The 15831-nt window shown below is 39.3% G+C and carries 13 protein-coding genes; all 13 read right to left on the bottom strand.

The genetic code is table 11. The features are described from left to right. The coding region (locus AX762_RS12985) for a hypothetical protein (RefSeq protein ID WP_371261671.1) at positions 1-269 on the bottom strand (269 nt) is incomplete at its 3' end. A gap of 12 nt (positions 270-281) precedes the next feature. Then, positions 282-1040: a glycosyltransferase family 2 protein gene (locus AX762_RS08835; RefSeq protein ID WP_071848782.1), complete on the bottom strand. Its 759-nt coding sequence runs from the start codon at positions 1038-1040 to the stop codon at positions 282-284. Further along, positions 1040-1909: an NAD-dependent epimerase/dehydratase family protein gene (locus AX762_RS08830; RefSeq protein ID WP_071848781.1), complete on the bottom strand. Its 870-nt coding sequence runs from the start codon at positions 1907-1909 to the stop codon at positions 1040-1042. The genes AX762_RS08835 and AX762_RS08830 overlap by 1 nt, the downstream gene beginning before the upstream one ends. A gap of 5 nt (positions 1910-1914) precedes the next feature. Next, positions 1915-2556 (bottom strand): sugar transferase, encoded by a 642-nt coding sequence (locus tag AX762_RS08825; RefSeq protein WP_071848780.1) that lies wholly within the window; start codon positions 2554-2556, stop codon positions 1915-1917. Positions 2557-2936: 380 nt separating this feature from the next. Continuing rightward, a complete protein-coding gene (locus tag AX762_RS08820; protein WP_071848779.1) occupies positions 2937-4802 on the bottom strand; it encodes a nucleoside-diphosphate sugar epimerase/dehydratase in 1866 nt (621 codons plus the stop codon). Between the two features lie 18 nt (positions 4803-4820). Next, complete coding sequence (locus AX762_RS08815; protein ID WP_071848778.1) at positions 4821-5591, bottom strand: tyrosine-protein phosphatase; 771 nt, start codon at positions 5589-5591, stop codon at positions 4821-4823. 25 nt (positions 5592-5616) lie between these two features. Beyond that, entirely contained in the window at positions 5617-6321 is a 705-nt protein-coding gene (locus tag AX762_RS08810; RefSeq protein WP_071848777.1) for a CpsD/CapB family tyrosine-protein kinase, read from the bottom strand. A 14-nt stretch (positions 6322-6335) separates the two neighbouring features. After that, positions 6336-7079 carry a YveK family protein gene (locus tag AX762_RS08805; protein WP_071848776.1) on the bottom strand — a complete coding sequence of 248 codons (744 nt, stop codon included), beginning with the start codon at positions 7077-7079 and terminating at the stop codon, positions 6336-6338. A 262-nt stretch (positions 7080-7341) separates the two neighbouring features. Continuing rightward, on the bottom strand, positions 7342-8349 hold the full coding sequence (locus AX762_RS08800) for an NAD-dependent epimerase (RefSeq protein WP_071848775.1): 1008 nt from the start codon (positions 8347-8349) through the stop codon (positions 7342-7344). 102 nt (positions 8350-8451) lie between these two features. Continuing rightward, positions 8452-9621: a nucleotide sugar dehydrogenase gene (locus tag AX762_RS08795; RefSeq protein WP_071848774.1), complete on the bottom strand. Its 1170-nt coding sequence runs from the start codon at positions 9619-9621 to the stop codon at positions 8452-8454. A 106-nt stretch (positions 9622-9727) separates the two neighbouring features. Continuing rightward, positions 9728-10708 (bottom strand): LCP family protein, encoded by a 981-nt coding sequence (locus AX762_RS08790; RefSeq protein WP_071848773.1) that lies wholly within the window; start codon positions 10706-10708, stop codon positions 9728-9730. A 19-nt stretch (positions 10709-10727) separates the two neighbouring features. Further along, positions 10728-11630, bottom strand: coding sequence for an ATP-grasp fold amidoligase family protein (locus AX762_RS08785; RefSeq protein ID WP_083432901.1), 903 nt, complete (start codon positions 11628-11630; stop codon positions 10728-10730). Positions 11631-11942: 312 nt separating this feature from the next. Beyond that, positions 11943-15578: an SH3 domain-containing protein gene (locus AX762_RS08780; protein WP_071848772.1), complete on the bottom strand. Its 3636-nt coding sequence runs from the start codon at positions 15576-15578 to the stop codon at positions 11943-11945. Between the last annotated feature and the right edge of the window lie 253 nt (positions 15579-15831).

Raw genomic sequence — 15831 nt, 5'->3', positions numbered from 1 at the left:
ATATATATAATATAATCTTTATTGGTTTTCAAAAAACGATTATAACTAAACATTATGTTGTAATCATCATTCTTTACTTTTATTCTTTGAATCAATCCTAAATAATCCGATAACTTCGACTTCACTATTTTGCTTAGTTGTAGCTTTAGTTTCGAATTTGTTTCATATACTTTGCTCTCATTATATGTAAAATATATCTCGTCAAACTTATACTGAAACAAGGTAATTAGAAATCCTCTAGCTTTCGTAGCAACTAATATTTTCTTCATTATTTCACCTCTTTATCTCAATTTAAACGCCGTTGCCACAACCCAATAAGCAATCAAATAACTTGACTTGATCAGCGACAAATTCTCGATTTCTCTATAAACTTTCCAGTGATATCCTATAAGACTTTTTTTATTACTTGATATACCTTCAGTTCTAATACGGTGACTTCCAAGTGGTTCTTCAATACCATAGAGATACTTCTCTTTCTTAATCACCTGTAGCCACAGGACATAGTCATTTCTCTTTTTTATATCAGGAATTTTGAACTTTCCTAATTTTTCAGCATCATAGATTACTGTTGAGTTTCCTGGACATGTCTTTAAAACACCATCATAGTCTCGCTTAGGTGAAGCAACTATAGTTCGATTTAAGTGCTCACCTTTTTCACCAATCTTTGTGTAGCTAGTACATGTAAACCCATAATCATTATCTTCCATGAAACCGATTTGCTTTGTTAGCTTCTCTTGAAACCAAACATCATCACTATCAAGAAAAGCCATGCATTTTCCTGCAGCGAGATCAACAGCCTTATTTCTAGCCACTGCTGCTCCCGAGTTTTTCTCTAACTTATGATATTTGATACGGTTGTCTTTCTTCATGTACTCTTGAACTACTTCAGCGGTATTATCAGTTGAACAGTCATCAACAACAATGATTTCCCAGTTTTGATATGTTTGTTTAATAACTGAATCAAGAGTTACTCCTATTAAATCCCCACAATTATAAGCAGGCATAATTACTGATACTAATTCTTCTTTTTTACTCTCCATCACTGCCCACTCTCCAATTCCGTCAACTCAATAGATTCTCTAAAATCTCTAATTCGGTAATTCGCCTGATCATAGTCACTCATAGACTTCTCATAAACCAAATTGCCGAATACTTTATTTACAATCCCAATTCCAAACATTAAATTTAAGAGCGGATTAAATACTTTAGTCAAAAATATCTTTTTCTCATGAACTTCAGCAATCGTCTTTACCAGCTCGCTCGTCTTCACATATTCTTCATTCTGTGGAAAGAATAGCCCCGATTCTTCATGATCAATCATGACCTTAATGAACTCACACAGATTATCTATATGAAGCATACTTCGTTCGTTATCGATGTCAGGAAAAACCGGTATTTTCTTAGCCATATTGGCAAGTCTGGGATAGTTCCCTTTTGATCTTTTTCCATAAATCATTGGAGGTCTCAATACTACAATTTTAAATTCATCAGACTCTAAATTTTTGATGCCTTCCTCCGCCTGTAGCTTGCTATTTCCATAGAAGTTACTCGGTGTTGGAACTGTATTCCTATCAATAACTCTCTTGTTACTGCTGCTATCACCATAAACAATAATGCTGCTCATAAAGATAAACTGCTTCACACCTTCTGCCTTGGACTTCTCAGCAGTTTCAATCGTTAGGTCTCTATTTACTTTGTAGTAAAGATTCTCCATCTTTGGATCAGAGGAAACATGAGCAATCCCCGCCACATGAAACACAACATCATACTGAGAAAAATCTTTTTCTTTCCAAGAACCATCTTTCATATCTACTGTATCAACTTGATAGTTGTCCGGTTCTTTCACAAGCCATTTTTCTAGAGAGGTACCTATGTAACTGTTTTTACCAGTGATTAGTATTTTTTTCATAATGGTTACACACTCTCTTCAACTTTATAATTAGAGGGATATGCTTTCTGTCTGGTCTTGCCAGTCCCACCTTCCACAACACCATCACTTTTTACGATGCTCAAAAAGGTCCCAAGGAAACACTTCGTATCCATGACTAAGCCAATTTTTTCAGCGTACTCTCCGTCAAGTTTGGCTTTCACATCGATTTCTAGTTCATCTCTGCCATTAATTTGCGCCCAACCTGTGAGACCAGCCGGTACATGATTTGCACCATACATGTCTCTTTCTTCTATCAAGTCATACTGATTCCAGAGTGCTGGTCTGGGACCGATAATGCTCATTTCACCTTTAAAAATATTGATAATTTGAGGTAGCTCATCTAAGCTTGTTTTTCTTAAGAACTTACCAACTTTAGTAATCCATTGATCTGCGTTGCCAAGAAGATGAGTGGGCGTGTCTTTGGGTGTATCAATCCTCATTGTACGGAATTTCAATATATTAAAATGACTTTTTCGGAGTCCAACTCGCTTCTGTTTAAAGAGAACAGGTCCGGGGGAATCCAGTTTGATTGCTATAATAATTACTAAAAAGACAAGAGACAACAGAATAAGTCCGACTGCTGACAGTATGATATCCATTAATCGTTTGATTTTCAAATAAACCATGTTTGTTCCTCCCATTTATATAAAAGTAATCCATTTATTTTCTTGAGTATAAGGTAAAAGTGACTAGATTTGTGTTGGATTGAGATGTTATTCCAACAGACTTTTCATTACCAAACTTATACAACTTAGCATCTCAACTGTTTTCAGTCAGTTAATAATTAAATGTAGTCTCTGAGTTATGAACCTAATTGAGTCGTTTCGTTAAACACCCTTTTTTGTCGTGCAGAGTAAGTATCATTTTGGAAAAAGTGTATACTCAATCCATACTCAACTTCAACAACCAGCGTCTATTTTATTATTCCTTGATCATTATCCTCTTTTATCCATCATTTGCTTTTCAAGTTGAAAGGCCTCTCCGTTTTGGTGGGGAAGCCTTTGGGTTAGCTGTGGACAGGGCTTGCTTCAGAAACGTTAATTTCTTCTGGTTTCTTTTCTTTTTTGCTTTGGTTTGCGAATGCTACGAGTTCTTTTTTCAGTTCTTCATGGGAAAGGTAGTTCACATGTTGCACAAACTGCATGACTTCTGAAATGGGTTTGTTGTTGACTTTTCCGACAAAAATTTTTTCAAAGACTTGTTTATTGGTATGTTCCCCGCCTGCAAGGAGTTCTTCATAGAGTTTTTCTCCTGGGCGGATACCCGATTCAACAATTTTAATGTCTTTATTTTTTGAGCCAGTGAGTTGAATCATCTGTTTGGCTAAATCAACGATACGAACCGGTTCTCCCATATCCAAGACAAAGATTTCGCCGCCTTTGGCTAAGGATCCTGCCTGCAAAACGAGTCGGCTGGCTTCTGGGATGGTCATGAAGTAGCGCGTCATGCGGAAATCTGTAACTGTAATGGGACCGCCTTTTTTGATTTGGTCTTTAAAGACGGGAATGACACTGCCACGGCTGCCTAAGACATTACCGAAACGGACAGCTACAAAATTGGTTTGTCCTGCTTCATTGAGCCCCGTCACGATCATTTCTGCGATTCGTTTGGTTGCACCCATAACGTTCGGTGGGTTGACGGCTTTATCGGTTGAAACCATAACGAAACTCTGGACACTGGCCGCTTTGGCCCCTTCCGCCATATTTTTCGTGCCGTAGACGTTGTTCTTCACGGCTTCCGTCGGATTGCATTCCATCAAGGGGACGTGTTTATGCGCCGCCGCATGATAGACACGGTCGGGCTTGTACTGTTCCATGACTTTAAAGATACGGTCACGGTCTTGAATATCCGCAATGACAGGAATTAAATCGACTTTATTTTTATCCGCAATAGGTTTCAGTTCTCGGTCAATCAGATATATTGAATTTTCTCCATGTCCTAAGAGTAGAATACGTTTAGGTGAGAACCGAATAATCTGACGACAGATTTCTGACCCGATCGATCCACCAGCACCGGAGACAAGAATAGTTTGACCGGAAAGTTGCGTGGCGATCTTTTCCATGTCGAGTTTTACTTCATCGCGTCCCAGTAAATCGGTGACATCGATTTCTTTGAATTCATTCACTTCATATGTCCCTTGTACCATATCTTCGACTGAAGGCATCTGGTTCACTTTGATTTTCGACTTTTTACAGTAAGATACAATTCTCTCTAGGTTTTTAGAAGAAAGAGACGGTATTGCAATCGTGACTTGATCCACGTCGTACACTTCGACCAGTTTTTCAATCTCTTCTGTCTTTCCTAACACAGGAACCCCAAAGACGGTGGTGTTCTTCTTATTATTGATATCATCATCCACAATACCTACAAAATTTATTTCAGGATTGTTTTTCAGGTTACGGATGAATAATCCGCCGCCTTGACCTGCTCCTACAATCAACGTGCGAAGTACCGCTCTTTCGTCGGTATTACTTAACCGTTCGCGTTTCAGACTGTGTTCCATCAAGATGCGCCAGACCACTCGGCTCCCGGGTATAATGATGACGGCTAATATGTACCATAAGAATAAGAACCGCAAGCTCAGTGGCGTAAACACCATGTTGAAGATCTCACTCAACAGAAAGGCAACAGATACGACCAGCGCATGAACGAGAGTCTCTTTGATGCTTGTGTACCGGTTTATTTTATCAAACAGTCTGAAATAAAAGGACAGTGCTATGTATACGAGGGTAATGATACCCAAGGATAAAGCGATGGCTCGTGTGGGGAGCGGGACGAACGGGTTCAGGAACAGATAGGAAAACAGGCCTGATAAATACAGTATCGTTAAGTCAAACGTTCCTAATGTCAGTCGTTTCAATTTCCTGTTCATTGCTATTCCCTCCAAGTATTATTTAAACCATTTAGTTATAAATGATTGTTTTATCGTATGGGTATCCGGAGCAATCACTGTATCCCCATTGAGTAACTCTTTAGTCGTTTGATGGAATTCATGTCGCTTGCTTCTACCATAGTCTTCTGCGAGTAAGGCATACGCTTCTTTCATATGAAACGACCGATTCGTTGTGTTATGTGCATCAGATGCAATAAAGTGAACGAGATTCGCTTCAATGAGCTGCTTACTCAACTTTTCAATCTTTTTGCCGAACCCCCCCGTATAACTTGCGGCAGTGAGTTGGGCTAAGGCCCCTTTATCAACAAGGTTTTTAAGTCGATTCGGGTGTTCTATTATTTCATGATTCCGTTCCGGGTGAACGATGATCGGTGTCTTCCCGTGACTCTGCAAATCATAAAAGAGACGTTCGGTATAAGTCGGAATCGATTCAGTTGGAAACTCGATCAAAACGTACTGCTTTGTTTCGTCTACGAAGAGTATCTTGTTGTCTTCCATGTCTTTGAGGACTTCTCCGTACAACCTGACTTCCTGTCCCGGAAAAATCGTCAGCTCGATCTGTCGCTGGTCAAGTTCGGCTTGAAGCTGTTTGACTAGCGGCATGACTTTCTGCTTATCGTTCATCCAGTTGCGGTTCATGTGATGCGGTGTCGCTAAAATATGTGTGATGCCTTCTGAAACAGCTGCTTCAGCCATGTCGATAGATTCTTCCAGTGTTTTTGCCCCGTCATCGATCCCCGGTAATATATGGCAATGTAAATCAAACATCTGTCACCCTCCTCGTTAATGCGTCTTACTTATCGCCATAATAGTAATAGTAATTATCGTCTGATTTTTCTACACGGTTTAACACAGCTCCGAGTATATTCGCTTTTACTTTATCAAGTAAATCTTTTGCTTTATGCATTTCTTCTTTGCTCGCTTGACCTTTTGGTATAACAATTAGAACGCCATCAGTTTTACTAGCCAATACTTGCGCATCTGTAACAGCTAAAACAGGTGGGGTGTCAAAAATGATCATATCAAAATAGTCCAGCATTTCTCGTTTTAGTTCTTCCATGCGTTTTGAAGACAATAATTCTGCAGGATTAGGTGGAATGGCTCCACTTGTTAAGATATACAGTCCCTCCGTATGTGTACGGTAGACAACGTCTTCAACATGTGCTTGTTTATCTGTTAACAGTAATGTCAATCCATCACTGTTACGCACTTTAAATGTTTTATGTACCGTTGGCTTTCTTAGGTCTGCATCCACAAGTAACACACGTTTATCTTCTGAAGCAAAGGTTGAGGCTAAGTTAGCTGCTACGGTCGATTTTCCAGCTCCAGGGCCAGCAGACGTAACGACCATGGTACGTATCGCTTCATCTATCATTGAGAATTGAATGTTTGTACGAATCGTACGAAATTGTTCTGATATAACTGAAGATGGTTTATTGACTACAACAAGTCCTGGACGTTCAGAACCATTCACTTCTTTTCTTTTTTTGAATATCATAATTGGCTTCCCTTCTAAACTCGTGATCGAGCTGATCTAGTTTCTGATGAACGCTGTGGTAAGACTTGTCTACCATCTGATTTAAGTTCATCCGCTGACATCTCGGAAATACGTCCTAAGCTTGTCCAGCCGAGTTCTTCGACGATGAACTTCTCATCTTTAACGGTATTGTCTAAAAATTCAAGCAAGAACGCCATGCCGACTCCAATCATGCCACCTAAAATGAGGCCAATTGCTAAATTGAGTGTGTTATTTGGAGAAATAGGCGCCACATTTGGTACAGCTTGAGAAATGACGGTCACGTTATCCACATTCATTATCTCATCTAGATTATTTTGAAAAACAGTTGCGGTTGTATTGGCGATTGTAGCAGCGTCATAAGGGTTTGTATCGTTTACGCTAATAGAAAACACTTGAGAATTGGCTTCACTTGAAATAGATATTTGACTAGACAAAGCTTTGTGAGATAAGTCAAGGTCTAACTCTTCTCTCACTTCATCTAAAATAATTGGACCTATCAAGATATCTTTATATGTATTGATCAATTGAACATTGGTATTGATATCTGACTGCTGAATAACTTCTGACTGCTGCGTACGGTTCACCAATAATTGCGTTGTTGAACTGTATTCTGGCACGGCTATAAAAAATGTGTAACCTGCTGCCAGTAATACGCCTACCAGTGTAGCATTTATAATCCATGCCATTCTTTTTTTTACGATATCGAAAAGTTCGACTAAGCTGATTTCTTCTTCCATGGGTTCCTCCTGATGTTGATTTCACTTTAATTTTTTTATCACACTATTTAACTATACTTTTCACAACGGCATTAAATATACCATAAACTTAACATTTATTCTAAAGGAATTTTATAATTTTGATTTATGTCCATTTATAAATAGACATAAACCAGACACATTTTTAATGCTTGCACAGTTTATTACCACTAAACAAACCTTATACAAAAAAAACGATTCAAAGCCTCCTAAAGAAACTTTGAATCGTTTGATTTTTCTGTGATTATTTTGTGTAGTATTTTTTATACCACTCAACAAATTTTTCTAATCCTTCTTCAATGGTCGTAGACGGTTTAAAGTTAATGTCACGTTCCAGATCCGAAACGTCAGCATAAGTACGCTTAACATCACCCGGCTGCATGCCTTTGTAATTCTTCTTGGCTTCCATACCTAAGGCAGATTCTAACGCTTTTATAAAACGCATCAACTTGATAGGGCTGTTGTTCCCGATGTTATAAATCTTATAAGGAGCGAAACTTTCACTCAAGTCATCTTTACTTTCGTCCCAGTCAGGATTCGCTACTGGTGCTTTAGCGATCAGTTTTTCGATACCAGAAACAATATCATCGATATACGTGAAATCTCGTTCCATCTCACCATGATTATAAACATCGATGGACTCACCCGCCATAATTCGGTTGGTGAATGAGAAGTACGCCATGTCTGGTCGACCAAACGGACCATATACTGTAAAGAAACGCAACCCTGTTGTTGGAATATCATATAAATGACTATAAGTGTGAGCCATCAATTCGTTTGATTTCTTCGTTGCTGCATACAGAGATACCGGGTGGTCCACTTGGTGATTTGTGGAAAATGGTGCCACTTTATTTCCACCATAGACAGAACTTGACGAGGCATAAAGTAAATGTTCGACCGGATTATGACGACACGCTTCTAATATGTTCATAAAACCGATCAAATTACTGTCCACATACGCTGATGGGTTTTCAATCGAATAACGCACCCCAGCTTGAGCAGCTAGATGAATGACATAATCAGGTTTTTCTTTGACAAATAAATCATCGACATCTTTTTTGTCTTTCAAATCGATTTTGTAGAAAGAAAAATTGGGAAATTTTTCGAGGATAGCTAGACGGTCCTTTTTTAATTGTGGATCATAATAATCATTGATGTTGTCGAGACCGACAATCTGTATGTCTTGATCAAGTAAAGCTTTTGATAAATGGAAACCAACAAAACCAGCGGCTCCTGTAACTAAAATTTTCATTTTATCCACTCTTTCTTCTGAATTACTCTTTGATGTTTTGTTACAATGATTGCTTAATATAGAGAAATCCTTCAATAACTGAAGGACTTCTTCTTGAGTTAATTAATTGTTGTTGTATAAATCTCTGGTATACACTTTATCTTCAACATCTTTTATATCATCTGTTATTCTGTTGGCGATAATAACGTCCACTTCATTTTTGAATGATTCGATGTCATTATTCACTTTTGAATTGTAAAACGTATCTTCTTTAAGGACCGGTTCATACACGATGACTTCGATACCCTTAGCTTTGATACGTTTCATGATGCCTTGGATTGCACTTTGACGGAAGTTATCGGATCCGGATTTCATGACCAGACGGTAAATGCCGACTTTTTTGGGGTTTTTAGCGATGACTTGGTCTGAAATAAAGTCTTTTCGGGTACGGTTTGCATCCACGATAGCGCGAATCAGGTTGTTTGGCACTTTATCGTAGTTCGCCAACAATTGTTTGGTGTCTTTTGGCAGACAATAGCCCCCATAACCAAATGATGGGTTATTGTAATGATCACCGATACGTGGATCCAACGACACACCATCAACGATCGATTTCGTATCTAGTCCGTTTACCTCTGCATACGTGTCCAATTCATTAAAGTAAGCCACTCGAAGAGCCAAGTATGTGTTCGCAAATAATTTAACAGCTTCAGCTTCGGTAGAATCCATAAGTAAAACAGAAATATCTTCTTTTATAGCTCCTTCAACAAGTAAGTCCGCAAATGTTTGAGCTGCCTCTGATGTGCCCCCAATGATCACGCGACTTGGGTATAGGTTATCATACAACGCATTGCCTTCACGTAGAAATTCAGGTGAAAACAAGATCTTGTCTGTATTATATTTTTCCCGCATGCTTTCTGTATATCCCACTGGGACAGTAGATTTAATTATCATTGTTGCATTCGGTGCAAATTCCAGTACATCTTCCATGACTGATTCCACCAGTGATGTGTCAAAGTAATTAGTTTTTTCATCGTAGTTTGTCGGCGCTGCTATGATAACAAACTCAGGATCATGTCCGTAAGCTTCTTTTTTATCTGTTGTTGCCAATAGATCTAATTCTTTGTCAGCCAAATATTCGGAAATCTCTTTATCTACAATTGGTGACTTTTTGTTGTTTACCATGTCAACTTTTTCTTTAATCACATCGATGGCTTTAACTGTATGGTTCTGTGCTAATAAAATAGCATTGGATAAACCGACGTATCCTAATCCTACGACTGTTATGTTCATTCATTTCATTCCTCTCTTATTCGTTCAACTTTCCTATTTTACCATTTTAGTTTTCTTATCACAACGCTAACAAAAGGAGCACTTTGTCACAAGTGCTCCTTTATTGTTATAGTTCCAATTCGGATTTCAAATAATCTTGAACACGATTTATTTCTTCATCCGGAATGATTTCGTAATAAACTCCGCCAATCATTTCTCCCTGTCCTGAAAGCTGTAATTGATCTACTGTGTTGACCGCACCACGGTAGTTACTGAACATATCCAACATTTCATCAAACTTCATATTCGTGCGCATCGTACTGCTCATTGTTTCGAGGATCGATCCATAATTTCTTATAGAATCCAGAGAAGCAACTTTTTGCATCGTACTTTCGATTACTTGACGTTGTCTATGCTGGCGTCCATAATCGCCTTCCGGATCTTCATAACGCATTCTGGAATACTCGAGCGCTTTATTTCCGTCCATATGCGTCGGTTCACCTTCAACAAACTGATACTCACCAATCTTGAAAGTGAGTGGTGGTGTGACGGTGATACCACCGACAGCATCCACGACCTGCTGCATGCCTTCCATGTTCACAGAAACAAAATAATCTACAGGAATGTCAAATAAATTTTGTACCGTGTTCACGGCCATGCTGGTGCCACCAAACGCGTAGGCATGGTTGATTTTATCCAGGTGTCCCCTGCCGATGATTTCTGTATACGTATCACGCGGGATACTGACGATGCTCGTCTTATCGGTATTTGGATTCACAGTGATGACCATCATCGTATCTGAACGTCCCTGATACTGTCTGTCAAACTCACCTGTATCCACTCCCATCAATAAGATTGAAAAAGGATCTTCTCCATCATCGACGACCACCGGTTTATCTGTACGAGCCGTATGTTCTTCCTGTTCTTCCACTTCTTCATACATTTCATCTGTTGTTGCTCTCAGGTCACTGTATACTTGCCAGGCAACATAGCCACCAGCAACGGTAAGCACCAATAAAAATAAGAGGAAAATACTGAGAACGATTTTCCCAACTGATTTTTTCTTCTTGTTATTCTGGTTACGTTTGCTCCTTGACTGTTCATTCATAGCTCTCCAACTTTCTGTCTTATTTTTTTATTGGCAGTGATATCCAGGAACCCAACAAGTAATCATCTTTTTTCTCCGTGAATGGCGCGAAGCCGGAGGATGAATAGAAGGTTTTCTCTCCAAAGAAAATCTTGCCGCCCACTTCATATAAATCCACTCTGACATGAATATCCCCGGCCGATAATGTTTTAGCAATGGCCACCATCTCATCAAACCGTTTCGGTTTTTCTGTTTTCGGTCCCGATTTTTCATTTGGTCTGCTGATATCGGTTAAATTCCAGTTCATATCATAAAAATCCAATGTTTTAGAAGCTAAATCATTATGTCTGTCACGGTGAACTTGGATCTGTTTAGGTTCGCCGTTAAAACACATGAATTTATAATCTGTTATGTTATCTTGTAAAAATTCTTCACAGATGATGCGCGGTTTGATATTTTTATACGGGTACGCTCTTCCATACCAGTACCAGTTCCGTTTCATCCATTTATTTAAATTTTTCTTGGCTTTTTCGACATCCAGCTTTTCTTTGTTGTCGCAGATAACGTTACTTCTGGATCCATGAGTCGCTTTCAATACAAATTTTTCTGGAAGATTAGACCAGTCGATTTCTTCCACAGAGTCATAAACGCCATGAATCGGAACCAGATAATCGCTACCGATTTTTTCACTGATGTATGCTCTTACTTCATATTTGTCGACCTGTTGCGTGTACGCTTCTTTTCTATCATAGAGTTTAAGCCACTGTATCTTCTCATTATAGGTTTTGGGAGCTTCAAGATCCAGTTTCTCTCCCATTTTTGCCCAGAAAAAGAGTTTCAGATATGTTTCGTCTGACAAGCCGTTCAGCAACCCTTTTCGTGAAAGAAACTTTACGCTTTTCCTCATAAAAATGCTAAGAAAAGTCTTCGGGGTTTTTTTCATTGATTATCTCCTTGAGACAGTTTCATAAAACTGCTTATTTTATATTTAATTCATGAAACGTGCTAGTATTGTCATTGAGGTCTAAAAATCCTCAATTCATCAAATTTACACCTATTCATTTATATAATACCATACCGTCACATACAATAAATATTACATTTATAATTTGTCTCTATTCTTTCATCTGAATTTCAAGTTATGACGAATAATTCAACAAAAAGCTCAGCCCATCTTTCATGGCTGAGCTTTTTGTTGTGTGTGAAATTTCAATCTATCAAACACACACTTAATATTTCGAATTAATTTGTTTTCTTATTGTCTGTAGACTGCAATATCAAAATGTAAAGGAATATTATATTTTTGTGATAATTCTACCACTGAATTCAAACTCGATGTTTGTTTGATTGCCCATCCGATATCTGTCGCATATTGATGGTTACCAGGACTACCCGGATTCCATCTCATTTTGTATAGAGTATCTCGTTGATGCGTTGAATGATTGACGTATTGCCTTGAAATCCATTCGGCTCCACCTAATATCGATTTGTCGATAGTATCCCATCCTTGTTTATAGGCATACTCAGAACCCAATTTCAAGGCCGAATTATCAAACGCTGCGATGCCGTACATATTATAAACTACTTTTGGAGTCACGGCTTTGCCATCCACTTCAGACACCAGCACACCTGTCGCCAGTTTAGATGTCCCGTGGCCGGTTTCAAGTTTAGCATGCGCCATCAAGTAATTTTCGTTGATGTTATAGCGTTTGCTTGCTTCTATAAAAATTTGTCCGGTATTGGTCAATACACCACTGTTTTTAAGTTCTTCGTTTAATTCAGCAGCCTTTATTCCGGATGTTCCGGATAATTTAAGAAACTGCATCAGATTTCTGTTCAGCGAATTGGAAACAGTCACAAAATCACCATGCAACCAGCCAAGCTGGGTGTTGCTTAACTGGACTTGATACCAGCCATTGCTTTCTTTTAAAATTCTATATTTACTGTCACGACTCACTGTCGCAATGATCTGATGTAAAGTCGTCGGACCGGTTCTTACATTAAGCGTAGCTACATCGATTTGAGCAATCGGATGATAGGCGTCTGTCATGTTTTTCGTTTCGCTCACATTGCTCTCAACAGTGATAAACATTGAAGAAACCCAGCCATTCACTATCTGGTTATTTTTGCTGTAACTGATATTAAACCAGCCGTTTTCTGTTCCGTGTATGTTGACTTGTTGCCCGTTATAGATCATATCTATCGTCGTATGGCTAGTACTACTACCAGAACGGACATTTAATGCGCTCGTATTGACGCGTCCCAATGATTGACTCGCTACGAGTTCATAGTCTAAGCCATTGACAAAATTTTCAGGGTTCAAGTAGTATTTAACTTGATCAGAAGAAGCATTGATCCACTGACGATTCACATCTGTTTGAGGGGCACGTTTCATTTGTGCGTCAAGTGCTTCGTCTAATGATGTTTTATAATAACTGAAATTATAATTCGCCTGATTGATATTCAAATTGTTTTTTGAAAGAATATAATACTCATTAGCCATATCTTTTCCATTATAAAAGTCATCTGGACCATTCATGATCATGCTGTATTTTTCAGTTGCTTTAGCATACTCTTTATTTGTATGATCTGTTACTGCTTCGTTCAGTAAATCCTCTGCAGTTTCAGCGACCATATCTTTAAAGGCTTGATCTTCGCTGTACTCAGCTAAACCTTCCATCACTATGTTCAACTTACTGGTAGTATCCGCTGCATTTTCAGCACGGTAATACAATAAACCAATTTCAACGATCCGGTTTACGCGGTCAACGGCCTCATTTACATATGCTTCGGTTTTAGAAGAGAGCCATGGCGCGCTCAGGACACGGTTGTAGTAGAATAGCGCACTGTCGTAACTGCCACGACTTTCCAGTGTTTCCGCCCATGAACAGTTACGTTCTGCCGCTAATTCGATTGCTTCTTTGAAACGAGCATCGTCGGGGTAAGCAGCGTAGCCATCTAGTGCTAAACTCCAAGCTTCTGATCCGTTTGCGCCATTGACACTTGCCTGATACATCGCTTCACGGTCGGCTTCTGATTCACCATGCTGAGCACGTGTTTTAGCATTTAAGACATAAGCTTCTGTTTCACTGGATAACCACGGTGCACGCAGGATGCGGTTGTAATAGAATAACGCACTGTCATAGCTGCCGCGACCTTCCAATGTTTCTGCCCATGTGTAGTTACGTACCGCCGCTAATTCGATTGCTTCTTTGAAACGAGCATCGTCGGGGTAAGCAGCGTAGCCATCTAGTGCTAAACTCCAAGCTTCTGATCCGTTTGCGCCATTGACACTTGCCTGATACATCGCTTCACGGTCGGCTTCTGATTCACCATGCTGAGCACGTGTTTTAGCATTTAAAACATAAGCTTCTGTTTCACTGGATAACCACGGTGCACGCAGGATGCGGTTGTAGTAGAATAACGCACTGTCATAGCTGCCGCGACCTTCCAATGTTTCTGCCCATATGTAGTTACGTACCGCCGCTAATTCGATTGCTTCTTTGAAACGAGCATCGTCGGGGTAAGCAGCGTAGCCATCTAGTGCTAAACTCCAAGCTTCTGATCCGTTTGCGCCATTGACACTTGCCTGATAAATCGCTTCACGGTCGGCTTCTGATTCACCATGCTGAGCACGTGTTTTAGCATTCAAAACATAAGCTTCTGTTTCGCTGGATAACCATGGTGCACGCAGGATGCGGTTGTAATAGAATAACGCACTATCATAGCTGCCGCGACCTTCCAATGTTTCTGCCCACGTGTAGTTACGCACTGCCGCTAATTCGATTGCTTCTTTAAAACGATCATCGTCTGGATATAAATTATACCCTTCCAGTGCTTTGCTCCAAGCTTCTGAAGCGTTGGCACCATTAACAGACGCTTGATAAAGAGCTTCTCTATCTGATTCTGTTGCTTTGCTCAGAGTGCGTGCTTTGGCGTTTGATACATAAGCTTCTGTCTCGCTGGATAACCACGGTGCACGCAAGATACGGTTGTAATAGAACAACGCACTGTCGTAATTGCCTCGGCTTTCCAGTGTTTCTGCCCATGTGTAGTTACGCACTGCTGCTAATTCGATTGCTTCTTTGAAACGGTCATCGTCTGGATATAAATTATAACCTTCCAGAGCTAATCTCCAGGCTTCTGAAGCATTAGCACCATCAACAGACGCTTGGTAAAGAGCTTCTTTTTCAGCTTCTGTATTGTCTACAGAGGAGGCAAATGTCATCAGTTTCACTTCTTCAGTTTGTTCAGATTCTACTTGTGAATCAACAGACGCTTCTTCAGTCTGTTTTTCTTGCTCGATGATACTTTCTTCTGTTTCTACAGCGTCATCTTCTACTTTCACATCACTGATATCATCTTCTAGCGTTGTTTCATTTTCGACCAATGAAGCGTCTTCAGTTTCCAACTCTAAACTTTCATCAGTGCCTTCCGGATCAGAAGCTTGTTCTAGCTCATCGCTCTGTTCAGGTTCACTTACTTCAGTTTCATCCGAAGTATCGCTCTCGTCCAACAGTTCATGTAAAGTAACGTGTGAATACTTTTCTATCAGCTCATCACTTATTACCCAGTCGGTGAAGTCTAGCTCATTTTCTGATGCTGCTAAATTAGCCTCCACTTGTTCTATTAGTTCAAGTTCTAGGCTAGGATAATCCAACATCATGAGATAGTTGAACCCGGCTTCTTCGTATTTATTTGTGTTATGTAATTCTTTCGTTGAATCTAAAAACTTCAACACCGTTTGATCCAAATCTATTGATTCGTAAGTCGCTACCTCATTAGGATCTTCTTGGTCCAACTCTAAGTTTTCGCTGTCCAGCATCTCATATGTATCATCACTTGTCTGTTCTATTGCCTTGACATTTAATGGCGCAAACAACGATAGCATAAGTGCACTCCCAAAAATAACTCGACGATATATGGTGCGGTTACCGTAGGTATATGTCATTAACTATTTATTCCTCTCTATATATAATAAATGAATGTATGTTTAATCATTTAAGATATTCCCATACAAGCAAAGTATAGCACAGAAAGATAAAAAGATTGTATATTATAGACCTTAAATTGAAAATTATAGATAATATACAACAAAAAGTTAACATATTTGTCAAAACATTTTAGTACCCCATGTTTAAGAG

It is taken from the genome of Alkalibacterium sp. 20 (assembly GCF_001885615.1).
Lineage (GTDB): Bacteria > Bacillota > Bacilli > Lactobacillales > Carnobacteriaceae_A > Alkalibacterium.
Note: the sequence above shows the minus strand (reverse complement) of the source record. Positions and strands in the feature narration are given on the sequence as shown.

Coding starts and splice junctions, on each gene's coding strand:
- AX762_RS08825 (WP_071848780.1), bottom strand. CDS start 2,556: ATGGTTTATTTGAAAATCAAACGATTAATGGATATCATACTGTCAGCA.
- AX762_RS08795 (WP_071848774.1), bottom strand. CDS start 9,621: ATGAACATAACAGTCGTAGGATTAGGATACGTCGGTTTATCCAATGCT.
- AX762_RS08810 (WP_071848777.1), bottom strand. CDS start 6,321: ATGATATTCAAAAAAAGAAAAGAAGTGAATGGTTCTGAACGTCCAGGA.
- AX762_RS08835 (WP_071848782.1), bottom strand. CDS start 1,040: ATGGAGAGTAAAAAAGAAGAATTAGTATCAGTAATTATGCCTGCTTAT.
- AX762_RS08780 (WP_071848772.1), bottom strand. CDS start 15,578: ATGCTATCGTTGTTTGCGCCATTAAATGTCAAGGCAATAGAACAGACA.
- AX762_RS08800 (WP_071848775.1), bottom strand. CDS start 8,349: ATGAAAATTTTAGTTACAGGAGCCGCTGGTTTTGTTGGTTTCCATTTA.
- AX762_RS08830 (WP_071848781.1), bottom strand. CDS start 1,909: ATGAAAAAAATACTAATCACTGGTAAAAACAGTTACATAGGTACCTCT.
- AX762_RS08805 (WP_071848776.1), bottom strand. CDS start 7,079: ATGGAAGAAGAAATCAGCTTAGTCGAACTTTTCGATATCGTAAAAAAA.
- AX762_RS08790 (WP_071848773.1), bottom strand. CDS start 10,708: ATGAATGAACAGTCAAGGAGCAAACGTAACCAGAATAACAAGAAGAAA.
- AX762_RS08785 (WP_083432901.1), bottom strand. CDS start 11,630: ATGAAAAAAACCCCGAAGACTTTTCTTAGCATTTTTATGAGGAAAAGC.
- AX762_RS08815 (WP_071848778.1), bottom strand. CDS start 5,591: ATGTTTGATTTACATTGCCATATATTACCGGGGATCGATGACGGGGCA.
- AX762_RS08820 (WP_071848779.1), bottom strand. CDS start 4,802: ATGAACAGGAAATTGAAACGACTGACATTAGGAACGTTTGACTTAACG.